The organism is bacterium (assembly GCA_020444325.1).
Taxonomy (GTDB): Bacteria; Bacteroidota; Ignavibacteria; order SZUA-365; family SZUA-365; genus BM516.
On sequence record JAHLLD010000005.1, the window covers coordinates 219280 to 242840 of the forward strand.

Here is a 23561-nt window from a genome sequence, read left to right on the forward strand (position 1 = left end):
GGTATCAGATGAAACACCCAGCCTGGCTCGGTGCACTATGTATAGCGCTTCTCCTCCCGCAGCTGCTGCTGGCAGCCGCAGAAGGAGATTCCCCTTCCACCGTGGCTGACAACGCGACCATCAACGGGTATGTCAGGGATGCGGAAACCGGTGAGACCCTCGTCGGTGCGACCGTCATGCTCGCGGGAACGAATATGGGCACGATCACCAACAAGAGCGGGTACTATTCCATTTCGAATATTACCCCCGGTGCTTACACGGTCATTTACAGCTTTATCGGATATGACCGCAAGGAAATGAAAATCGAGCTTACAAAGCGGGAATCCCGCAGAATCGATATTGACATGGCGCCGGAAGCATTTCGTATGGACGAGGTGGTTGTGGAAGGCGATCGCATGGACGACAAGCGGCAGATTTCCGTGAGCCGCGTCAACATACCAATCCGCCAGATCACGCAGCTGCGTATCGGCGGGGAAGCGGACGTGTTCCGTTCACTGCAGTACCTGCCGGGTGTGCTTTCCTCTTCGCAGATTTCCAGCGGACTGTATATCAGGGGAGGATCGCCCGATCAGACACTGGTGCTGCTCGATGGGTCCACCGTCTACAATCCCACCCACCTTTTCGGATTTTTCTCGACGTTCAATCCCGATGCTATCAAGGATGTGGATTTGATCAAGGGTGGATTTCCGGCAGAGTACGGCGGCAGGATGACCGCAGTGCTCGACATGGTGCAGAAAGACGGTAATCGCAACGAAGTGGGGGGGACGGCGTATCTCGGACTCATTTCCTCGCGGCTCTCGGCTGATGGTCCTGTCGGCAACGGTTCATGGTTCTTCGGCGTACGCCGCACATACATCGATCTGCTTACCAATCTTATCGAGACGCCGGAAGACCCGCTGCCGAATTATTTCTTCTATGACATCAATGGCAAGATCAGCCAGGACTTCGGCGCGAACGACAAGCTGTTTCTCAGTGGCTTCACCTCTGAGGACGCACTGGAATTCAACAATAATGCAGGCTTCAACGGGGAACTCGGTATCAGTAACCGAGCCCTGTCGACACGATGGACGCATCTGTTCGGAGACAATCTTTTCAGCGTGTTCAATTTCAGCTGGAGCCGCTACCGCAACAGTTTCAATTCCCGGAACGCGGGATTTGAAACCGAGGTGGAAAACGTCATCCAGGACTACACGCTCAAAGGCAACATGGAATGGTTTGTGAACACGGACTGGACGATCAAATCGGGCTTCGAACTCAGTCATTATGATCTTACCTACATGCAGAATTTCTCGGGGAACGCCGATTCCACCGCCGATGACGGCTCACGAAGCGGCGGCCGCCTGAATATTGAGGACTTTGACAATACGGCGGCGGGATTTGTGCAGTCCAATTACCAGTTCAGCAATCTGTTTTCGCTGCAGACGGGACTGCGCGTCAATTACTATGAGCACCGCAACCTGTTCAAGGTCGATCCGCGTATTGCCGCACGCTATCAGATGAGCAGCGATGTTGCCATCAAGGCTGCGTTCGGTGTCTACCACCAGTATTTCCGTCTGGCCTCTCTGCCCGATTTCAGCTTCTTCGACACCTGGCTGCCGACGGACAGCACGGTGGATCCCAGCCGTGCCATTCATTATGTGCTCGGAGTGGAAACGAAGCCGTTCGAAGATATGGATTTCAATGTGGAGGTGTATTACAAGGACCTCTATCACATCAGCGAGCTCAAGCAGTTTCAGACGCAGGGGACGACGGTCCGCGACTTTTTCTATGATGGACGCGGTGAAGCCTATGGCATCGAGTTCTTCCTGCAGAAGAAAAGTGGCCGTTTCACCGGCTGGGCGGGATACGCCCTGGGTTGGATCAATACGCGTTTTGAGGAATTGAACGGCGGACGCTACTTCCGTCCCAAATGGGACCGGCGTCATGATTTCAAAATCGTGGGTCAGTACAAACTCAGCGACCACTGGGATGTCAGCGCGACGTTCACCTTTCAGACGGGACAGTCGTACACCGGTCAGACCTCACGCCTGGAAACGCGTCTCCCGGGATCGGATTACGGCAAGGGGCTGACCGTTCCGGCCGAACGCTACGGACTGCGTCTCCCGCCCTCGCATCAGCTCAATCTGAACGGCAGTTATCACACGACGATGTTCGGCCTGCCAACAACACTGCTCATTGATATTTACAACGTCTATTCGCGACGTGATATCTGGTTCCGCTACTACGACACCACCGGGGAAGTCACCAAGGTGGAAGACGTACTGCTGCTCCCGATACTTCCCAGCATCGCAATAGAAATAAAGTTTTAAGGGCCTGATGACATGAAGAAGTTCACTGCACATTCGACATTCTCTCTGCTCTTGCCGGCGCTGGCGCTGCTGCTGCTTTCCGCATGTGAAGACACGCCGCCGACGGAATACGATCCGGCACCGTTTCTTGAAGCCTATCTCATTGTCGACGAACCGATCGAGGGTATCGTCGTGGCCATTTCCCAGCCGATCACCGAGGCTTTCACCTATCAGAACATGATTGTCACCGATGCGAACGTCGTGCTCACCGAGGGCGACAACACATATACGCTGCAGTATGTGGTTGAGGACGGAAGGGGCAGCTACCGCTATCCCGACAGCACGGTAAAGGTTCTGCCCGCAACCCCGTACCGTATTCGCGTCAGTCTGCAGGACGGCACCGTCATGACCGCGGAAACCGTTACTCCGGAGCGTATTGCCTGGGTCACGCCCCCGCGTGAGGTATTGCAGTATCCGCAGGATACCACGAGGCTCGTCAGTCCTGATTCCCTCCGTATCGACTGGACGCCAGGAAATTCCGTCGAATATATCGTGCGTGTGCGCGCTCTCGATACACTGGGGTACGGAAAGTATCTGACTCCTCCCACGGAAGAGATCAACGGACGCACGAATAATATTCCCTTCGAAGAGCCGGATGATCCGACGTTCTACACGCTTACACGCTGGGGCTTCGTACAGACCAGTGACGCGCCCACGGTCTGGGCGGCGTTCCGCTGGTATGGCAGAAACGACGTCAGCATTCTCGCTCCCGACACGCCCATGCTCGAATGGTTCAAGGCCACGCAATGGGGAGGACGGAGCGTCCAGTACCGCGATCAGTTCAGCAATGTGCAGGGAGGACTCGGAATTCTGGCCTCCGCCAGTGTTGTTTCGCAGGAGGTGTTTGTACTGAAACGTAAAAAACAGTAACATCTAGTCTGTGTCAGGGCTATTCAAGATGTTATCACATGTCCCAGGATGTCAGTACAATAGTAGTCCATAGCTGGAACGAACTCGTCGACGCGCTCTTTGCCAATTCCTGGAAAGAGAATATCGAGCGTTTTCGCTCTGATTTCGCGTTTCGCGGGCTTTCGGACTCCGCATACGAACTGCAGAGCAGTCTCATGCGTCTGGGTGGGGACTTCGTGCGCCTCGAAAAACATCTCATGCGGAATTTCCGCAAGTACGCGCATAGAAACGTTGTCGAAAAAGACAGCATCTGGAACTGGCTATCTGTTGCACAGCATCACGGTCTCCCGACGCGATTGATGGACTGGACGTACAGTCCCTTTATCGCCATGCATTTCGCCACGTGCAACGTGACGCGTTTCGATACGGATGGAGTAATATGGTGTGTCGACTACGTGCGGGCGCATGAACTGCTCCCTCCCGCACTGCGGCGTCTGCTGGTTGAAGAAGGCTGCAACGCCTTCACCGTGCAGCTTCTCACCGAGGGTGCACAGCGGCTTGAAGAGTTTGATCATCTTTCCAACGATCAATTCGTCGTCTTTTTCGAGCCACCCTCGCTCGATGATCGCATCGTAAACCAGTATGCGCTTTTTTCCATGCTATCTCATCCGGGACACGGTCTCGATACATGGCTTTTGCAGCACACCGACCTGTACCGCAGGGTGATCATCCCGGCGGAGCTCAAGTGGGAGGTGCGTGACAAACTCGATCAGGCAAATATCAGTGAACGCGTGCTGTTTCCCGGTCTCGACGGACTCTGCGCATGGCTGCAGCGGCATTACAGCCCCAAATTCATGTCGGAAACAGCACCGGATGCGCTGAACCGCATTGTTTGAACTCAGCACGCAGGAAGAAGGTATTTCATGAAACTTATCCGCTACGCCATTCGCAAGGACGACCTGCACCAGCTCCTGCACACCATCGGTGTGCTGCGCGATGAGGAGCGGCTGCTCGCTGTCAATAATATCGATCTGGCCACCGTGGAACAGGATATCGTGATCATCACCGTCAGCACTGACCTCGGTCGGTCGAAGCCGGGACAGCTTGATGACTGGACGGATAAGGAAATTCAGGAGCGCTACGCGGAATTGAGTATTCTTGAAGACGCCGCACGCAAGCAGCTGCGGCAGACGGAGGAAGAAATGCAGGCGCTGCGTCTCGAACGTGACAAGCGCTCATCCGACATGGATCTGTCTGACGACGGCATCCCCGGAACAGTGGAAATGAATATCTGGGAACAGGTTCGCAAGCTGCTCGGTGGGCAGAATCCTGCTTCCTGATCTTCACTCGATGTTGCATGATCGAACATATTCCGGATTTCATTGCGTCGTACTGAGATTTAGTTGAGGAAAAAACTTGCATGTTTCCTTTTCGGACGTTTTCTTTGTATGTATTCTAACAAATGCCGATTTTTGACTTCTGCAACATTTTATCCAGGACCCTGAAGCAATCGGGTGCATGAGGCTTTCAGAGTCCGGTAGAGACCATCATTGCAATCTCAGCGGAAGGAACTCATCAAGGAGCTATTATGAACAAGGTCTTAACAGTCATGACGCTTTTTGCGCTGCTTTCCGGGGTTAGCCTGGCCCAGGAAGACACGACAGCTGTGCAGCGGCAGAATCGTCCATATGATGCGGATTTTTCCAGGCCACAAACCTTCGGGTTCGGGCTTGGGTTGTCCCTGAATCGCTTCGCCGGCGATCTTCAGGACGGCACCAACTTCCCGGGCGCTGAAACGGATTGGGCAATTGGTATCAACGCACATGCACTTTGGCGTTTCGCGGATGCCGGTGATTTTGCCACCCTGCATTTGCTCGGCCGCATCATGTACTCTCCCGTCTCATCGTCGCATACCAGCGACAACTTTTCGTTTGAGTACAGTGACAACCTTCTGCATTTCATCGGAGCGCTGGAAATGCAGCTGTTCCCGGAATACGACCTGCGTCCCTACGGATATGCCGGCTTCGGTTTCATTGCCTTCAACCCGGATATTTCTGGTAACGCAAAGTTCATGAGGGCACTCAACGACAACTTGGTCGAGGAATCCGGATCCCTCACACTGCCACTCGGTGTGGGTCTGACATGGACGCTTTCCGAGCGCCTCGATTTCTTTGCCGAATATCTCAAGACGCTGACCTTCACTGATGCGCTCGACAAGTGGGAAGCTGAAGACAATGACAACTACAACCAGGTCACCTTCGGACTCACGTTCTACCTCGGTGAACGTAAAGAGCCGGTGCAGCCGGAAGCCCCGATACCGCCGGCACCGAAAGACACGGACGGTGATGGACTCCTTGATGAAGATGAAACGGCAATCTACAATACCGATCCGAACAATCGTGATACTGATGGTGATGGTCTGATCGACGGTGAAGAGGTCAACAGGTACAAGACGGATCCCACCCTGCGGGATACGGATTATGATCGTCTTCTCGATGGTGAGGAAGTGAATACCCACAAGACCGATCCTCTGGCGAAGGATACCGATCAGGATGGATGTTCCGACGGTGATGAGGTGATGGACATGAACACCAATCCACTCGCCGTGGATACCGATGGTGATGAGCTCAATGACTGTGATGAGAAGAATGTGTATCGCACCAATCCGCTGATCAAGGATACGGACGGTGACGGCGCAATGGACGGGAAGGAAGTCCGCGACGGTACCGATCCTCTTATCGCTGACGTTCTGCAGATCGAAGAGAGCGGCGAACTCGTGCTCGAAGGTGTCAACTTCGAGACCAATTCCGCTGTGATCACGCAGGACTCCGATGAGATTCTGCGGAAGGCGCTGAACACGCTTCGCACGAACCCCGATCTCAAAGTCGAGATTCAGGGGCACACCGATGACGTCGGCAGCAATGCCGCCAACCAGCGTTTGAGTGAACGCCGTGCGAATTCCGTGCGCGACTGGCTCATTCAGAACGGTATTGACGGAAATCGTATGACGGCACGTGGCTACGGTGAAGATAACCCGCTGGTGCCCAATGATTCACCTGAGAACCGTGCGCGCAATCGCCGCATTCAGTTCCGCGTCATCCAGTAACAATTTTCATGGACGGAGCACTATGTGCTCCGTCCATACCGTTCTTTCGCTCTTTTCCCTTCTCGTTGCGTGCGAGATTTCGCCCTGACAGTGTGATGTATGTTGGTAGGAAGGCAGGTTATGGTAGGCTAAGAAACGGATCCCCAACACATACGGATTGAGCCATGGCCAAGCATCGCATTTTTTTGATCGTGCAAGAAGACTCCGTCCGGAAAGCGGTTCAGCAGAAACTCCAGAAGTCGTGGGGTTACGATGTTCAAACGTTTTCCAATGGAGACGCAGCACTGGGGGCCTTCGACACGCCTCCTGACGTCGCGCTGCTTGAACGAAACGTCACCGGGGTGGATGGGGAAGATATTTTCAGGGAACTGCGCACGCAGCATCCGTGGCTTCCTGTCGTTCTGCTGGCGGAGGAGGACGAGGTTAACACGAGGGATATCAGCGTATCGGGAGCGGCTGATATACTCACCATGCCGATTGATTATTCACGTCTTGAAGTTTCCCTGCAAAACGCTCTTCGCTACTCCGTGCTGTCACAGGAAGCGCAGCGATTGCGTGAAGAGCTTGAGGAACATATTCACAGTGAGCATGTCGTTGCGGATTCACGTGAAATGCAGCTGGTGCTGCGCCTGATCGAGAAACTGCATGGGAAGGAAGTTCCCGTTCTGCTCACCGGTGAAAATGGCAGTGGAAGAGATGAAGTCGCTCGCGCAATTCACCTGGCGAGTCCGAGGAAAACCGGTCCCTTCATCACGGTCTCCTGCGCCAATATCCCGGAAGAGGACCTCGGGGCGACCCTGTTCGGTTTCGAAGCTGGAAGCCAGGAATCCGCACAGCGGCGCATCGGCGCACTGGAGGAAGCACATAATGGCACGGTGTACATCAGCGAAATATCGGCACTCACACCGGATCAGCAGTTGGAACTGCATACAGCCATGCAGCGGAAAATGCTTCGCCGTATCGGGGGAAGTACCGAATACCGGAGCAATTTCCGGCTCGTCGCGGCTTCAAGCGAAAATCTGAAAGAGAAGGTACGCACCAAGGAATTCCGTAGCGATCTGTATTACGTGCTCGCATCCTATCCGATTCACGTGCCCCCGCTGCGTGAGCGGGGTGCGGATATCATGCGGCTGGCAGAGCATTATCTGCGGCAGACTGCGGAAAAGCATAAGCTCAAAATGCGTGGGTTCTCCCGTGAGGCCGTCGAGGCCATGTACCACTACCCATGGCCCGGAAATGTACGCGAACTCGAATCCACAGTTGAATCCGCCGTGCTGGCCAGCGGAGGCGGTATCGTCAGCCTTCAGCACCTTCCCGTGACGGTACATCCGTTCAAGGACGCCACCATGGAGCTTGAAACCGAAGGCCGCCTGTTCCACGACGACAAAATCGTGTCTCTCGACCGCATCAAGGAACAGGCCGTGCGCCGCGCGATAGAGATATCCCGTGGAAATCTCGCGCAGACTGCACGGGAACTCGATATCAGCCGGTCGACGCTGTACAAGCTGATTGAGAAATACGGCGTAAAACTCTGACACTGCCACATCTGGACAACGCTGCTGCGTAGAGTATACCCTGACACCATACTGCTGCGCAGCAGCGTTTGATATTTCATGCGATTTCAACTTTCACTTCCATATCACCATACGCAGCAGGATCTCGAGCAGGCTGTCAGGCGTCATCTCGGCCACCGTGCGGACTTTCGCATCCTGAAGCGGAGTATCGATGCCCGTCAGCACCGGAATATCCGAGTGGAGTATTCCCTGACGACGGAGCTGGAGGACCCCGTGCGCGAGCTGCGTGCGCAAATCAACGGCAGCGCGGCAGCACTCGCACCGCAGACCGAGGTGCAGCGTCCCCTCGTCGTTGGCAGCGGTCCCGGAGGCATTTTCTGCGCATGGTGGCTGCACCTGCATGGTTTTCGTCCCATCCTGCTTGAACAGGGTCCCCCGATGCGTGAGCGCATTCGCGATATGGCCCGCTTCATGAAGCATGGGGAACTGCATCCGCGCTCAAATATCTGTTTCGGCGCAGGCGGTGCAGGAACCTACAGTGATGGTAAGCTGATCACGCGCATTCGCTCTCCATATATTCCCTTCGTCATGCAGACCTTCGTGGACTACGGCGCACCGGATGACATCCGCTACCTGTACAATCCCCACCTCGGATCAAACCGCATTCGCCAGTGCATGACGCGCATGCTCGATGACATGCAGCGTCGGGGCATCGACATACGCTACAACACGCGGTTTACCGGATACGTGACAGGGGGGAATGGGAATATCATCGCGGTGGAGACCGAGGAGGGACGCATCGACGGCGTGGATGCCCTTTTCCTCGCGACGGGACATTCCGCTCGCGATGTGTACACCCTGCTGCGCGCGCAGGATGTCGCAATGAGTCTGAAGGAATTTGCCGTCGGTGTGCGCGTCGAGCATCCCGCGACCGTGGTAAACAGCATGCAGTACGGCCGACACTACGCGGAGAAGTATCCGGGCATCGAGACCGCACAGTATCGGCTGGCGAAGACCTGGAAGGAAGAACAGCGCGCCGTATACTCGTTCTGCATGTGTCCCGGAGGCTATGTGCTCAACGCCAGCTCCGATACCACAGGCGTGGTCACCAATGGCATGAGTAACTACCGGAAAAGCGGGAGATTTTCGAATGCCGCGATCGTGGTGAATGTCTCCACGCAGGACCTGAGCAGGGCGGGATATGACGGTGTCGATGCAGGACTGCAACTGCAGAGAGAGTTGGAGGAGAAGTTCCGAGCCGCGGTGAATTCGCCATCGTCGAGCCACGTGGTGCCAGGTCAGCGGCTGCAGGATTTTCTCAGCGGCAGCGCAAGCAGTTCCCTGGGCGATTCATCCTGCGTAAACCCTGTCGCACCGGCACCGCTGCATGCGCTCTTCCCGCAATTCGTCAGCGATGGACTTCGCCGCGGCTTCAGTACCTTCGACAGAAAAATGCGGGGATTTGCGACTGGGGGCCAGGCGCAGGTGTTCGGTATCGAAAGCCGGACCTCGGCTCCATATCGCATAGAAAGGGACGCCACATCACTGCAGTCACTTACGCATGCAAATCTGTATCCTGTGGGTGAAGGAGCAGGATATGCCGGAGGCATCACCTCCGCTGCCATCGATGGAATCCGCTGCGCTGAGGCCTGGCTGCATTCCCTCTCTGGAATTGAAAACCCCGCTGGCAGAACAGATGAAAACGCAAAATGAAGAATATGATAGTACCAATATCCCGGAGAGACTATGTCGCTCAATGAAATCACGACACTCATCTTCACGGTGCTGACGCTGGTATTTGCTGTGTGGGGATTTTCGTTGTTCGCGCGGATGGCGGGCAAGGTTATCCGTGCACTGGACGTATACATCGCGAAAAACAGCGACGATGCCCCAGCCGGAGTCGAGAAGGAATGAGAAACCCGCCCCCGGCAGCGCCGGGAACGGGCAAGTGACAACATACTGGCGTCATTATTCCATCACGAGCAGCTTTTTGCTCAGCTGCACGCCTTCTGACCGCAGTGCATAGATATATACTCCGGGACTCAGATCGGCTGTTGCGATACGGAAACGATGTGTGCCGGCATCGAAGCGTCCCTCCGCCACGACACGTAGCTGACGTCCCAGCGTATCATAAAGCGCAAGCTGCATTTCCTGCTGCGCCGGGAGTCCGACACGCACCGTAACAGCATCGGCCGCGCCACGCAGCGCCGGACTGGGGTAGCTCGAGGAAAGAAAAACATCTTCAGGAATGCCGTTCGGAGCGGCGTTAGTTGAGGTGACCGTTGGCGTGAATCGGAAGATGCCGCCACCGAAACTGCAAATGTACAGCTCACCGTTTTCGTCGACTCCGAATGAAGATATGTTCTCACTGGAGGCGAGCAGCAGCTCATTTTCCACGTCATCGGGACCGTTATAGGTCAGTCCCCAGATACGTCCCGACACGAAATCCGCATAAACGTATTGACCCTTCAGTTCAGGTACGTTCTCGCCGCGGTAGACATATCCCCCTGTAATCGAGGCGCCTTCGCTGCGGCCGTATTCGACGATGGGGAGCTCCAGTCCCGTCTGGTCACATCCTGATGAGGGATTGAAGCAGGCGAAGCCTTCCATGATACGCCATCCGTAGTTTTTTCCCTTTTCGATAATATCGACTTCCTCATATTTATTCTGTCCGACATCGCCGGCCCACAGCCGCCCCGTCTCCGGGTCGAAGCTGAAGCGCCACGGATTCCGCAATCCGTACGCATAGATCTCCTCAGCCCAGCCCTCGCTGTTCCCGGCGAATGGATTATCCTCAGGAATCGCGTATTGCATTCCCGCGCCGCTGTTATCGACATCGATGCGGAGTATTTTCCCCAGCAGCACCGAACGATTCTGCCCGTTGTTTTGCGGATCTCCGCCCGAGCCACCGTCTCCGGTTGCGATGTAGAGATAACCGTCAGGTCCAAAGGCGAGTTGTCCGCCATTATGATTGCTGAACGGCTGCTCGAAGCTGAGCAGTACGGTCTCGCTTTCCGGGTCGGCGACATTCGGATTGTCGGCCGATACGCTGTAGCGCGCGATGACATTGCGCCGGGGATTGCTGGCCGAATAGTTCACATAGAAGTACCCGTTTTCGGCATAGGAGGGATGGAAGGCCAGTCCGAGCAGACCTTCTTCATTGCCACCGTCGTTGACGCGGGCCCGGATGTCGAGGAACACATCCGCCTCCGCAGATTCAGGGTCGTTCGGAAACACGAAGATGCGTCCCGCCTGCTCGACGACGAACAGCCGGTCACTGCCGTCACCCGCATGCTGCAGGTCGACGGGACGATTAAAACCGAGTTGAGGGAAAGCGTTTTCTATCGGGAATTGCGCACGCGCTGCTGCCGTGATGCCGAGCATCAGCACGAACGCCATGAGGAAACGACGATGCATACGGAGTCTCCGTTTGTTATTGTTCTGTGCGGTTCACGTTGTTCTTGTTACTCTGAGACAACAAGTCGAAAGGGAGGACTGGTTCCGTGGGAGCTACGCTGCGGTTGGGATAAAAAAACGCCCCAGCGGGGAGCGGGGGCGTTACCAAGCGTTTATTCTAATCCCGGTAGGGAGGGCCGAGATTAGAGCAATTGGCGCAATCAATCTAATACATTCAACTGCAAAAGTAAAGGGAGTGAAGGGTCACTCTCCCGTCTCCTGTGCCGTATCAAGCAACGTATCGAGCATCTCGAAGCCGTAGCGGAGGTGCGGAATAACAATGCTGCCACCGATGACCAGCGCTATGTTCATGGCCTCCATGATCTCTTCCTTGCTTGCGCCTTCGGTGACGCAGCGGTCGAGATGATAGAATATGCAGTCGTTACAGCGCAGTACCATCGAACCGACGAGTCCCATCAACTCCTTCATCTTCACCGGAAGCGCACCTTCACGGTACGCCCCGGTATCGAGTGCGAAGAAGCGGTTGAACTCTTTCATTCCCGCACCGAGAATGCGCTCGTTCATTTCCGTGCGATAGAGGCGGGTATCCGCGATGTTTTTGCTCATGCGACCGTCCCGTTACGCTTTCTCTTCGTAGAGTGCCGCGATATTCACGATGGTCTGCACGGCCTTCTCCATATCCTGCACGCTGGCCCATTCCGTCTTGCTGTGGAAGCTGTGCTCACCGGCGAAGATGTTCGGGCAGGGCAGTCCCATGTACGAAAGGCGCGCACCATCGGTGCCGCCGCGGATGCTGCCGATTTCAGGCGTGATGCCGGCGCGCTTCATCGCTTCCTCGGCCATGGCCAGGACCTGGGGATGGTCGTCGAGCACATAGCGCATGTTGCGGTAGGATTCCTGTACGGTAACTTCCGCCGAACCCTTCGGGAATTCCGAGACCGTTTCGTCCACCAGGCGGCGGATAAAGGCTTCCTGCTCGCGCAGTTCTTCCGCCGTGAAGGCGCGCAGGAGGAATTTGATCGTCGTCGTTTCAATGCCGCCTTCAATGGTGTGCGGGTGCACATACGGCTCCTTCTTTTCCGTGGTCTCGGGCGAAAGCGAATCCTTCGGCAGTTTCTCGATAAAGCGCGATGCCATTTTCACGCTGTTGACCAGCCTGTCTTTCGCAAAGCCCGGGTGAATGCTTACGCCCTCGAACACGACGGTGAGGGAATCGGCACAGAAGGTTTCATTCTCGATCGTGCCGAGCTGCTCGCCATCCACCGTATAGGCATACTTTGCGCCGAATTTCTGCACATCGAAATACTTCGCGCCCTGACCGACTTCCTCATCGGGTGTGATGCAGATGCGCACGGTGCCATGTTTGACTTCCGGATGCGTGAGCAGAAAATGGGCCGCATCGAAAATCTCGGCGATGCCCGCCTTGTTGTCCGCTCCCAGCAGCGTGGTGCCGTCAGCGGTGATGATGGTTTCTCCGACTTTATCCGCCAGCAGCGGATTGTCGGCAACACTGATGACGATGCTGTTATCCGCCGGCAGCACGATGTCCTTGCCGTCGTAATTCTCATGCAGCACGGCCTTGACGTTTTCACCCGTAACGTCGGGAGAGGTATCCATATGCGCGATAAAGCCGATGGTCGGGACATCGGACTTATCGGTATTCGCCGGGATGGTGGCCATGACATATCCGTAGCCATCCATTTCAGCGTCTGTGAGTCCCATCGACTGCAGTTCCTTGACCAGGTCCGCCCCGAGCACTTTCTGTTTTTCCGTGCTGGGGAAGGTCTCGGAGTTTTCATCGGACTGCGTGTCGTATTTCACATAGCGCAGGAAGCGTTCGACGCAGGTGTACGTGTAGTCGGCTGGAATCATGGGGTAACCTCTGGTGAAGTGTACGATTGTCTAGATTCTGTAAGATAGGAAATTTCGAAGTTCGGGGAAGGGGCTGAGTGCGATCAATGGGAACACAGATTTGACGGATTGGGACGGATTCTCACAGAGGGGGGCGGGAACACCCGGCTTCGTCCTCGCTACGCTCGGACTACGCCGCGGCAGGCCGGATTCTCACTGATCGTACGGATTTTCGCGGAGGAGGGGTGGGGCCCCCGCGTTGCGGGGCCGGGAGAGAGGTACGAAAGGTCCTGTCATAGGTTTGGAAGTCGCCTGATGTCCTCCCAGGTTACCATGGATCGGAAATTTGTATGATCCTTGTTGAACAGTTGCTTATATACACGATCGATATCGCGTCTCGCTCGAGTGTATGTTGATTCGATCTCAATGGCGCCAACATCAGTTGATGAAGTGGCGCTGTCGACTTCGATGAGAAACTCTAATTTTCGGTAGCCGATGTAGCTTGTTTTAACGGTCAGGAAGCGTGGAAGCGCAGTCTCTTTAAGAATGATAATAAATCCTCCGTTTGCACCAGTAGCGGCTCCGGGATATCGAAATGAACTGTCGGAAATGGAGTGGTATTCAATGATGACATTTGCGCCGATGATAGGTTCGCGGGTAATCTTGTCTACGACTTCACCGCTGATGCGGTATTCCTGTGCATGGAGGAATACAGGGAGAAGGAGGAGTATGATGAGATAGCGCATGGTCCCTCCGGTGGCGTTGGTTCAAGTCATGGCGGCTGTAGTATGGACACGCTGGCAGGCGATGGGTTACAGGAGCCGCTGGGCTACAGGGCGCGCTGGGTTGCCTAGAGGACGCTCTTTGTTGCAGCCAGTGTGCTATTCGTAGCGCAGGGCTTCGATGGGATCGAGGTTAGAGGCTTTCCAGGCGGGGTAGACGCCGAAGGCGATGCCGATGAGCGAGGTGACGACGAGTCCGAGAAGCGCCCAGCCGATAGGCAGGACGGGAGGGATGTCGAGCATGAGGGCGAGTATGTTACCGCCTCCAAGTCCCATGGCGATCCCGATGAGTCCGCCGATCTGGCAGATGACGACGGCTTCGATGAGGAACTGGGTGAGTATGGTGCGGCGGGTGGCGCCGATGGCTTTGCGTACCCCGATTTCACGTGTGCGTTCGCTCACGGAGACCAGCATGATGTTCATGATGCCGATGCCGGCAGCCAGCAGGGCAATGGCGGAAACGGCGCCGGTGCCGGCGCGAATCAGGAAGGTCAGGCTGTTGACTTCGGAGATGAGGGATTCGTTGGAGACAATTTCAAAGTCATTGTCATCTCCGGGCTGCACGCGGCGCACGGCGCGCAGCAGTCCGATAATCTCGTCCGTCATGGCGTCGTAGGTATCCTGGTTGGGTGCCTTTGCCTGGATGTTGACACGTCGCGCCTTCCCGTATTCGTTCGAGAACGTAGTCAGCGGCATCAGCACGAAATTGTCCGCATTGCCACCGAACATGCCGCCCTTGGGCTCGACCACGCCAATCACGCGCATGGGAACACCATCGACGCGCACCTGCTTGTCGAGAGGATATTCATTCGGAAACAGCATATCAACCACGCCCTGTCCGAGTACCGCGACGTTGCGCGCATACTGCAGTTCCTGCTCGTTGAAGACGCGCCCGAATTTCATATCACGATTCGTGGTATAAATGATCTCGGGTGTGCCGCCGATGATCTGCACGTTGGGATTGGTTTTCCGGTTGCGGTATTTGACGAGTCCACCCCAGTCGTTCGCCTGCACGTTGACGTAGGAGGCCAGACGACTCTTGTCGCGCACGTAATATCCCTGGTCAATGGTAATGTCTTTTCGATTCCGGTACTTCTGGCGGTCGCCCGGACCGTGCGACATGGCGGGATACTTCTGTATCAGCAGGGTGTTGGAGCCGAGGACGTTGAAACTGGATTCAATACTGTCCTGCAGCACACTGATGCCCGTCATAACGCCAATGAAGGAAAAGACACCAATCACAACGCCGAGCAGCGTCAGAAACGCGCGCAGCTTGTTCGCCTTGAGGGCCGCCCAGGCCATGGCGATACTTTCTGTGATGTCAATCGAACGCATGCTCTATCCCGAAAAATCGAATACCACAATATACCATACACGCTTCCCTCACCCAAGACAGAACGGAGGCCCCAGAGCTGGATTATGCAGTTTCTGCATATTTCCACGCATCGAAATATGCAGAAACTGCATATTATCGCCGGTCGGGATATGCAGGATGTGCATAATCAGGGCAGCCTACCTGCCATCGAACGCATTTATGAGACGCAGCAAGTGGGGACAGGTTTCGCCCGGGCAGGAAAATTATTTCTCTCGAATTGCCGATCTATCCGGCGAAGCAGGATTCCCCGGCGAAGCGGGGTTTCCGGGAGCAGCGGGGTTTCCGGGAGCAGCGGGGTTTCCGGGAGCAGCGGGGGTTCCGGGAGCAGCGGGGGTTCCGGGAGCGGCGGAACGGAAGGTGATCCAGAGCAATCCGGCGACGATAAGAATGAAACCGAGCACTTCACGGAGGCCGAATTGTTCTCCGAGCAGGAAGACGGCGAGCGTGGAAGCGACCACGGGCTGCAGCGTGGTGTAGGTGGCGACGAGGGTGGACGAGGAGCGCTTGATTGCCCAGGTATTGAGCAGGTAGTTGATCAGCGTGGGGAAAAGGACGACGTACACGATGCCCAGCAGCGCGAGCGAGGGAAGGTCGGACCAGGGAACGGCGATCAGATCGGGTGCGGCGACGATAAGAACGCCGCTGCCGCCGAAAACGAAGCTCCAAGCCGTGACAGTCAGCGGGGGAATGCGCAGCAGGACGGGACGCGCCAGCACGAGAAATACGGCGTAGCTGAGACAGTTGACCAGTACCATCAGGTTGCCGACCACGGTCTGTTCACTGAACGACAGCTGCGTGACACGCAGCATGATCAGTGCGCCCGCCACCGCCAGTCCGATACCCAGGCTGCGACGCCAGGTGATGCGCTCGATTCCCATGATCATGGCCACGCCGACCGTGAACACCGGGATCGAAGGCATGAGAATCGACGCGTTCGTGGCGGTGGTGTGATCGAGTCCGGTAATGAACAGCAGCTGATTGGCGAACACGCCGAAAAAGCCCAGCATCGCGAGACGGAGATAATCCCTGCCCTTCGGACGCACGTCGTCGAAGCGCAGCGCCAGCAGCATGATGATCGGACCGGCGAAGAGCACCCGCATCCCGGCCAGCGCCAGCGGCTCCACATGTCCCAGCACATACTTCCCGAACACGCTGAACGCTCCGAATATCACCTGCACGAGCAACAGTGCCACATGCACGCGCACATCTATGTTCCCGGACGATCTCATCGCCACAATGTACGGAGAATACAGATTACAGATTTCAAATTGCAGATCGCAGATGACAAACTCATCGTCCTCACGCTCTGCGTGGGGACGTATTCCACCGCCGCTCTGCGGCGATTCGTCAAAGGAAATGAACGCGGAGCGTTCGGATGCCACGTCCCCACGCGGAGCGTGGGGACGATGAACGAGCGTGGGGACGATGTGGAAACCTGCAATCTGGAATTTGCAATCTGGAATTCGTATTCCACTGTTTGTGACGGGGCATTTTCGTAAATTTACATGATGTGAAACCGTGGAGTGCGCCTGATGCACGAGTTGTCCATAGCCGAACAGATACTGGATATCGCGAATGAGTATACGGGACGCGAAGGCGTCACGGCTGTGAAGGAAATCGAGCTGGAAATAGGGACACTCTCCGGTATTGAAATAGACGCGCTGACCTTCGCACTCGATGCCGTGAAAAAGGATACGGTGCTGCATGCAGCGAAGGTGACCATTATCGACGTTCCTGCGAAAGCCCGTTGTGAGGATTGTGGTGAAGTATTCCTGCTCGAGGATTTCTTCTCCCCCTGTCCCTCCTGCGCGGCGTTTCATACCGAGACGATACAGGGTCAGGAACTGCGCGTCAAATCCCTTATTGTTGACGAATGATTCAAGAGCGAAGGACCTATCATGTGTGACACTTGCGGCTGCACACAGCCAGACGAAGCAGTAACAATTCGCCGCGCCGGCGCGGAAGAACACGAACATCACGAACATAGCCACGATCACCGGGGACATAGCCACGATCACCACCATCATGACCATGCACATGATCATCATCACGACCATGATCATTCGCATGAGCATGATCATTCACATGAACATCCTCACCAGCATGGTGATGCGGGACGCAGTATTGCTGTGGAAACGGACATCCTGCAGAAGAACAATCTTCTGGCGGAACGCAACCGCGGCTATTTCCTGGCAAAGAATATTCTTGCGCTGAACCTGGTCAGCAGTCCGGGTTCCGGCAAGACTTCGTTGCTCGAACGCAGCATCCGCGAACTGCAGGGCTCAATGCCGGTATCCGTGATCGAAGGCGATCAGCAGACGATGAACGACGCCAACCGTATTCGTGAAGCTGGCGCACCTGTCGTGCAGGTTAACACCGGCAACGGCTGTCATCTCGACAGCGACATGGTGCTGCGCGCGGTGCGTGAGCTGCAGCCGGAAGAGAACAGCGTACTGATGATCGAGAACGTCGGCAATCTCGTCTGTCCGTCTCTCTTCGATCTCGGCGAGGCCCGTCGTGTGGTCATCATGAGTGTGACCGAGGGCGAGGACAAACCGCTGAAGTATCCGAACATGTTCCGCAGTTCGCAGCTCTGCGTGATCAACAAGATCGACCTGCTGCCGCATCTCGATTACGACCTGGAGAAGGCGAAGGAATACGCCCTGCAGGTCAACCATCACCTCGAGTTCATCGAAGTCTCGGTGAAAACCGGCGAGGGCATGGCAGAGTGGATCGACTGGCTGCGAAAGCAGGTCGCAGCCGGCGCGTAGAATCCACAGGTGCGTAAAGGCCTTGGAAGGTGCGTAAAGGCCTTGGAAGGTGCGTAGAGGCCTTGGAAGGTGCGTAAAGGCCGCGGACAGCGACTGAAAGGGTGGCATTGTATCGAAAGGGAAGTATCATCAAGGAAAGGATGTCCGGATGAAATCGTGCCACTGCCATTTCGCCTGTGTTGTCGCACTGTTTCTGTTTCTCGCTCCAATCCTGTCTGCTCAGCAGATCACCGTGCTCGAGAAAACAACACTCGAGCCCATCGATAATGTCACCGTACGTAATACCCGCAGCGGGACCTCGACGCTGAGCGATGCGAAAGGACGCGCGATGCTGGAGCAGGCCACACCCGGCGACACGCTCGTTCTGCAGCATCTCGCCTACTTCCCTCTGCGCACCACGCTGGCGGAGATTGAGCGCAAGGCGGGACGCGTGCTGATGACGGAGCGGCTTCTCAATCTCGATGAAGTTGTCGTTTCCGCCAACAAATGGGAACAGAAACGCAGGGATATTCCCAACGATATCGAAACGATCGCTCCACGTGAAATCGCATTCCGCAATCCGCAGACGGCGGCGGATATGCTTGGAGCATTGAACGGTGTGTTCGTGCAGAAAAGCCAGATGGGTGGCGGCAGCCCCAATTTCAGGGGCTTCGAAGGGAACAAGGTGCTCATCGTCGTCGACGGTGTGCGCATGAACAATGCGATATTTCGTGCGGGACACCTGCAGAACGTGATTCTGCTCGACCCTGCAAATCTCGAGGATGCGGAAGTGCTGTTCGGTCCGGGTTCGGTCATTTACGGCAGTGATGCGCTGGGAGGGGTAATGGATTTCCACACGCTCTCTCCGCGCCTGGGCGCAAGCGACGAATCCGAAATCACGGGACACAGTTTCGTGCGCTATGCCATGGCGAACCTTGAGAAAACCGGGCATGTCGATTTCAACCTCGGCTTCAGCCGCTTCGCTTCCGTGACCAGTCTGACTTTCAATGACTACGGGGATATGCGCTCGGGAAATATCCACAATCCGTTTTATTCGGACTGGGGAAAGCGCTTCGAGTATGTCCAGCGCATCAGCGATGAAGATATCATCGTGCAGAACGACAATCCCAACGTGCAGAAGTTCACCGGCTACAGCCAGGTCAACATGCTGCAGAAGCTGCGCTACAGTCCTGATGCCCTCACCAGCTTCACATACGGCTTCCACTACAGTAACAGCTCCGACATTCCCCGCTACGATCGCCTGTCGGAATACCGCAATGGTTCGCTGCGCTTTGCGGAATGGAAGTACGGTCCGCAAACGTGGATGCTGCATTCGCTCACGGCGGAATTGAACAGTGCCACTGCATTGTACGATCAGCTGCGCATCGTCGGTGCCTGGCAGCAGTTCGATGAGGACCGCATCGATCGCTCTTTCGGTAGCGCTGATGAGAGGCACCGCGAGGAGGATGTCAGCGTCGCATCGATCAATATCGATGCGAACCTGAAATTCGACAGGGATGATTCCCATCAGCTGTTTTACGGAGCGGAGGCCGTGTACAATGATGCCGCGTCGCAGGGATATATCGTGGATATCGAAACAGGCGCACAGCGTGCGACGTCATCCCGCTATCCCGACGGTGGCAGTACGATGAGCACCTTTGCTGCATACGCGACCTGGCGCTGGCGTTTCGCGCAGGCGTGGACGCTCAGCAGCGGCATGCGCTACTCCCGCGTACTGCTCACTTCGAAATTCGTGAGCAAGGAGTTTTACGATTTTCCCTTTGACGAACTGGTGGTGAACACCGGCGCGCTCAATGGGTCGCTTGGACTCGTGTTTCATCCCGAACCCGATCTCACCATCAACGCAAACCTTTCTTCAGGCTTCCGCGCGCCCAATGTCGACGATGTCGGAAAGGTGTTCGATTCCACACCCGGAAGCGTCGTCGTTCCCAACCCTGATCTCTCCCCCGAGTACGCCTGGAACGCAGAACTCGGCATCGAGCAGGCGCTGGCTTCCAACGTTCATCTGCATGTCGTAGGCTGGTACACGCTGCTGACCGATGCCGTCGTGCGGAGGGACTTCCGTTTCAACGGGCAGGATTCCATCATGTACGATGGCGTGCTGAGCCAGGTGCGGGCGAACGTAAATGCGGCGGAGGCGCATATCTACGGCAGCAGCATCAGCCTGTATGCGGATATTACCGCTGCGTTCTCGTTGAAGTCGTCGCTGACATGGACGTACGGACGAGATCTGTCGGAGGATGTCCCACTCGCGGGAATCGCACCGGTGTTCGGGGAGACGCGACTGCTGTTCCGCGACAACCGCTTCAGGGCGGCCTTTTCCCTCCGCTACAACGGGTGGAAACATATCACCGAGTATTCACCGACGGGCGAGGACAACCAGGAAGACGCCACCGTGCACGGCACACCTGCGTGGATGACGCTGAACGTGCAGACTTCGTATCAGCTGAGTGAACTATTCCAGATCAACGCCGCCGTCGAAAACATTCTCGACGAGCACTACCGTCCCTTCTCCTCCGGCGTGAGCGCCGCGGGACGCAATCTTGTACTTGCGCTTCGGGCGAGCTTTTAATATTCTGCCTTTTCGTCACTCACATGGAAAGGACAGCTATGCAGCTCGGCAATTTTTCCGTCAGCCTGGCGGTGAAGGATATACACGCTTCGAAGGCGTTTTACGAGAGACTCGGTTTCAGCACGTTCGGTGGAGACATCACGCAGAACTGGCTGATCATGAAAAACGGGGAGGTGGTGATTGGACTGTTTCAGGGCATGTTCGAAAAGAACACGCTCACGTTTAATCCGGGGTGGGACAGCAATGCGCAGACGGTGGAGGGATTCACCGATATCCGCGTCCTGCAGCAGAAGCTGAAATCCGAGGGCGTTGATTTAGCGGTGGAGGCGGACGAAAGCGGAAGCGGTCCGGCGAGCTTCATGCTGTTCGACCCGGATGGCAATCCCATCCTCTTCGATCAGCACGTCTGACGACTGCACACAGTATGTTCCCGGGGAAAGATCAGCTGGCGTAAATCTGTTCGCCCGCGCTCCAGGTTGCGCGAACGGCAGTGTCATGTGCGCGATACACCAGGGCGGATGCGATTTCGACGTCGGACAATTCCGCCAACGCTTTCCCGCGGCCGAATTTCCTTTCGACTTCGACGCTGATCATGTCGGCATATTTCCCGGGCTGCAGACTGCCGATGTCATCAGAGAGTCCGAGCGCGTTCGCGCCGCCGAGTGTGGCGTGATACAGGGGCAGGAAGGGGTGAAGACTGCGCGCCTGTACGTATGACATTGCTCGCATGATATGGAACATGCTTACGGTGGTGCCTGCGCCGACGTCGGAACCGAGTCCGACACGCAGTCCGGACGCCTCATGCAGCTCCAGCGGGAAGCGGCCGCTTCCGAGAAACAGATTTGAATCCGGGCAGTGCGCGACGGAGCAGTCATGCTCCTGCAGCTGCCGCATCTGCGCCTCATCGGTGTGGAGGTTGTGTCCGAGCACGGTGCGGGAGGAGAGGAGTCCGGCCTGGCGATACACATCCGTGTAATGTGCGGCGCCGGGAAACAGCTCCTTCACGCGCGCAATTTCGGCAGGGGTTTCATTCAGATGCGTCTGCACATAGGTGTCGTGCTTATGCGCCAGCTGGGCCGCACCCGCCAGCAGTTCGGGAGAACAGGTGGGGGCGAAACGGGGAGTGATGGCGTAGGCGAGTTTCGTGGTTTTGCGATGCCAGCGCTCGATGATTTCTTCCGACGCCCTGAGCGCGCTGTCCGCATCCAGCAGCAGTTCTTCGGGGGCGTGCCTGTCCATCAGCACATTGCCGAGAATGACGCGTATTCCCGCCCGTTCGGCTTCCTCGAAGGCAATATGCGTTGCTGAAGGGTGGACGGTGCCGTATACCATGGCGGTGGTGGTGCCGGATTGCCTGAGTTCCGCGAAGAAGCGTTGCGCGACATCGCGTGCGACGGCATCGTCGGCGAAGCGCAGTTCTTCGGGGTAAATGAAACGGTCGAGCCACTCGAGCAGTGTTGCTCCGAATTTCCCGCGACAGTCGAACTGCGGCAGATGCACATGCGCATCGACGAAGCCCGGGAGCAGGACGTGTGCGCTGCGCTGCTCGGGTAATGCGGAGAATTCTTCGGGCAGCTGGACCTCGTCCCCGCAGTAGAGTATGCGTCCTTCAGCGCTTACCACAACCGCACCATGCGGATGCCAGGCGATGCGATCCCGCGCAAGCGGAGTCACTACCGGGGCGTGGATGCGGAAGGGAGCATTCATGTTACAATCCGAACACCTGTATGGCGAGTCCGCTCGAAGCGATAATGCCACCCGCAATGGCATGCGTATAGCGTTCCATCGTTTTGAGCGGAAGCCGGGCGATGCCGTGACTGACCAGCCATACCATGCCCATCATCGTGGTGATGGTGACGATGCCGAACACGGTGGAGACGAGCAGGATGCCGAAACTGCTTTCCTGCGCGGCGGGATACATGAGGATGGGGATCAGGGGTTCGCAGGGACCGAGGACGAAAATGGTGAACAGCGCCCAGGTCGTCATGGTTTTGTGATGACTGCTGCGATGCGATTTTCGCGCGAAGAGATGGGTGTGCTCGTGCTGATGCACGGTGCCGTCTTCGTGCTCATGTTCATGAACATGCATACGGCCTTTCATCGCGACCTTCAATCCCCAGAGCCCGTAAATGATACCGAAAGCGATAAGGACCCAGGCAGCGAATTCCCCACGCACACCCTCGATGAATTCGAGTTTATGCAGGGCGACGCCGAAGAGTACGCCGGCAAAGCCGAGAAGGACGGAGGAAAGAACGTGTCCGATGCCGCAGAGAAAGGTGATGAACATGGTCTTGCGCTGCGACCATTTCTGCGCCTGCGACATCATGATGAAGGGCAGGTAGTGATCGGGACCGATCAATGTATGGATGAAGCCGATGGAGGCAGCGGTCCCTGTTAGAAGCCAGATACTTTCATTCATGGTTTTCGGGCGGCTCTGCGCCGCATGCTTGATCCAAATATGTCAGTGCGTGCCGCTGTGGCCGAAGCCGCCTGCGCCGCGCTGCGTGTCGTTGAGTGACGGAACTTCTTCCCACTGTACCTGTGTGACCGGCGCCACGATCAGCTGCGCAATGCGCTCCCCGCGCTGTATCGTGTACGGCTTCTTGCTGATGTTGGACATGATGACGCGTATCTCGCCACGGTAGTCGGCATCAATGGTGCCCGGACTGTTCGGGAGAATGAGTCCGTGCTTGAGCGCGAGTCCGCTCCTGGGACGCACCTGCGCCTCGTAATCAGCGGGAAGCTCTATGGCAAGGTTTGTCGGTACTGCTACGATATCGCCGGGATGCAGCTCAAGCTGCTCCTCAATGGCCGCGCGAAGATCCACACCTGCAGATTGTTCGGTGGCGTAGGAGGGGAGGGGGATGTCGTCGAAACCGTCCTGCACACGGGTGATACGAACGGAAATATGCTGCTGCGTCATTTTATCCTGTCATTCGGTACAGAGAAAAGGCCGGTGCATGCACCGGCCTTCAA

21 protein-coding genes are annotated in these 23561 nt (G+C 56.3%); 12 read left to right on the forward strand and 9 right to left on the reverse strand.

Annotated features, from left to right (window positions below):
* Window positions 1–8: 8 nt before the first annotated feature.
* The 8 genes from KQI65_08985 to KQI65_09020 all read left to right on the forward strand — a co-directional run bounded on the left by KQI65_08985 (window position 9) and on the right by KQI65_09020 (window position 9731).
* Window positions 9–2309 carry a TonB-dependent receptor gene (locus tag KQI65_08985; protein MCB2204873.1) on the forward strand — a complete coding sequence of 767 codons (2301 nt, stop codon included), beginning with the start codon at window positions 9–11 and terminating at the stop codon, window positions 2307–2309.
* A gap of 12 nt (window positions 2310–2321) precedes the next feature.
* Window positions 2322–3218: a DUF4249 domain-containing protein gene (locus KQI65_08990; protein MCB2204874.1), complete on the forward strand. Its 897-nt coding sequence runs from the start codon at window positions 2322–2324 to the stop codon at window positions 3216–3218.
* 38 nt (window positions 3219–3256) lie between these two features.
* Entirely contained in the window at window positions 3257–4093 is an 837-nt protein-coding gene (locus KQI65_08995) for an FRG domain-containing protein (GenBank protein MCB2204875.1), read from the forward strand.
* A gap of 27 nt (window positions 4094–4120) precedes the next feature.
* Window positions 4121–4537: a hypothetical protein gene (locus KQI65_09000; GenBank protein MCB2204876.1), complete on the forward strand. Its 417-nt coding sequence runs from the start codon at window positions 4121–4123 to the stop codon at window positions 4535–4537.
* A 248-nt stretch (window positions 4538–4785) separates the two neighbouring features.
* Entirely contained in the window at window positions 4786–6303 is a 1518-nt protein-coding gene (locus tag KQI65_09005) for an OmpA family protein (protein ID MCB2204877.1), read from the forward strand.
* 164 nt (window positions 6304–6467) lie between these two features.
* Window positions 6468–7838 (forward strand): sigma-54 dependent transcriptional regulator, encoded by a 1371-nt coding sequence (locus KQI65_09010; GenBank protein MCB2204878.1) that lies wholly within the window; start codon window positions 6468–6470, stop codon window positions 7836–7838.
* 78 nt (window positions 7839–7916) lie between these two features.
* Window positions 7917–9530: a hypothetical protein gene (locus KQI65_09015; GenBank protein MCB2204879.1), complete on the forward strand. Its 1614-nt coding sequence runs from the start codon at window positions 7917–7919 to the stop codon at window positions 9528–9530.
* A 33-nt stretch (window positions 9531–9563) separates the two neighbouring features.
* Window positions 9564–9731: a hypothetical protein gene (locus tag KQI65_09020; GenBank protein MCB2204880.1), complete on the forward strand. Its 168-nt coding sequence runs from the start codon at window positions 9564–9566 to the stop codon at window positions 9729–9731.
* A 54-nt stretch (window positions 9732–9785) separates the two neighbouring features.
* Here the strand turns inward: KQI65_09020 and KQI65_09025 are convergent, their stop codons facing one another.
* The 6 genes from KQI65_09025 to KQI65_09050 form a co-directional block, all read right to left on the reverse strand.
* Window positions 9786–11234, reverse strand: a complete 1449-nt coding sequence (locus KQI65_09025) for a PQQ-dependent sugar dehydrogenase (GenBank protein ID MCB2204881.1) — start codon at window positions 11232–11234, stop codon at window positions 9786–9788.
* A gap of 243 nt (window positions 11235–11477) precedes the next feature.
* Window positions 11478–11840: a carboxymuconolactone decarboxylase family protein gene (locus tag KQI65_09030; protein MCB2204882.1), complete on the reverse strand. Its 363-nt coding sequence runs from the start codon at window positions 11838–11840 to the stop codon at window positions 11478–11480.
* A gap of 12 nt (window positions 11841–11852) precedes the next feature.
* Window positions 11853–13106, reverse strand: a complete 1254-nt coding sequence (gene pepT, locus KQI65_09035; protein ID MCB2204883.1) for a peptidase T — start codon at window positions 13104–13106, stop codon at window positions 11853–11855.
* A 272-nt stretch (window positions 13107–13378) separates the two neighbouring features.
* Window positions 13379–13831: a carboxypeptidase-like regulatory domain-containing protein gene (locus KQI65_09040; protein MCB2204884.1), complete on the reverse strand. Its 453-nt coding sequence runs from the start codon at window positions 13829–13831 to the stop codon at window positions 13379–13381.
* A gap of 135 nt (window positions 13832–13966) precedes the next feature.
* Window positions 13967–15202 carry an ABC transporter permease gene (locus KQI65_09045; protein ID MCB2204885.1) on the reverse strand — a complete coding sequence of 412 codons (1236 nt, stop codon included), beginning with the start codon at window positions 15200–15202 and terminating at the stop codon, window positions 13967–13969.
* Window positions 15203–15445: 243 nt separating this feature from the next.
* Window positions 15446–16624, reverse strand: coding sequence for a DMT family transporter (locus KQI65_09050; protein ID MCB2204886.1), 1179 nt, complete (start codon window positions 16622–16624; stop codon window positions 15446–15448).
* 150 nt (window positions 16625–16774) lie between these two features.
* Here KQI65_09050 and hypA point away from each other — a divergent pair, with 150 nt between their 5' ends.
* From hypA to KQI65_09070, 4 genes are all read left to right on the forward strand, one after another.
* Complete coding sequence (hypA, locus tag KQI65_09055; GenBank protein ID MCB2204887.1) at window positions 16775–17119, forward strand: hydrogenase maturation nickel metallochaperone HypA; 345 nt, start codon at window positions 16775–16777, stop codon at window positions 17117–17119.
* A 21-nt stretch (window positions 17120–17140) separates the two neighbouring features.
* A complete protein-coding gene (gene hypB / locus KQI65_09060) occupies window positions 17141–18013 on the forward strand; it encodes a hydrogenase nickel incorporation protein HypB (GenBank protein MCB2204888.1) in 873 nt (290 codons plus the stop codon).
* A gap of 148 nt (window positions 18014–18161) precedes the next feature.
* A complete protein-coding gene (locus KQI65_09065; protein ID MCB2204889.1) occupies window positions 18162–20585 on the forward strand; it encodes a TonB-dependent receptor in 2424 nt (807 codons plus the stop codon).
* A 38-nt stretch (window positions 20586–20623) separates the two neighbouring features.
* Entirely contained in the window at window positions 20624–20995 is a 372-nt protein-coding gene (locus KQI65_09070) for a VOC family protein (protein ID MCB2204890.1), read from the forward strand.
* Window positions 20996–21026: 31 nt separating this feature from the next.
* On the opposite strand, the gene guaD is transcribed toward KQI65_09070, so the two are convergent.
* Genes guaD through dut form a run of 3 tightly spaced genes read right to left on the reverse strand, consistent with a single transcriptional unit; the run spans window position 21027 to window position 23508 of the window.
* Window positions 21027–22292 (reverse strand): guanine deaminase, encoded by a 1266-nt coding sequence (gene guaD / locus KQI65_09075; protein ID MCB2204891.1) that lies wholly within the window; start codon window positions 22290–22292, stop codon window positions 21027–21029.
* Window position 22293: 1 nt separating this feature from the next.
* The gene (locus KQI65_09080) at window positions 22294–23004 is read right to left on the reverse strand and encodes a sulfite exporter TauE/SafE family protein (GenBank protein MCB2204892.1); all 711 of its coding nucleotides are present in this window, start codon (window positions 23002–23004) and stop codon (window positions 22294–22296) included.
* 42 nt (window positions 23005–23046) lie between these two features.
* Window positions 23047–23508, reverse strand: coding sequence for a dUTP diphosphatase (gene dut / locus KQI65_09085; GenBank protein MCB2204893.1), 462 nt, complete (start codon window positions 23506–23508; stop codon window positions 23047–23049).
* Window positions 23509–23561 lie beyond the last annotated feature (53 nt).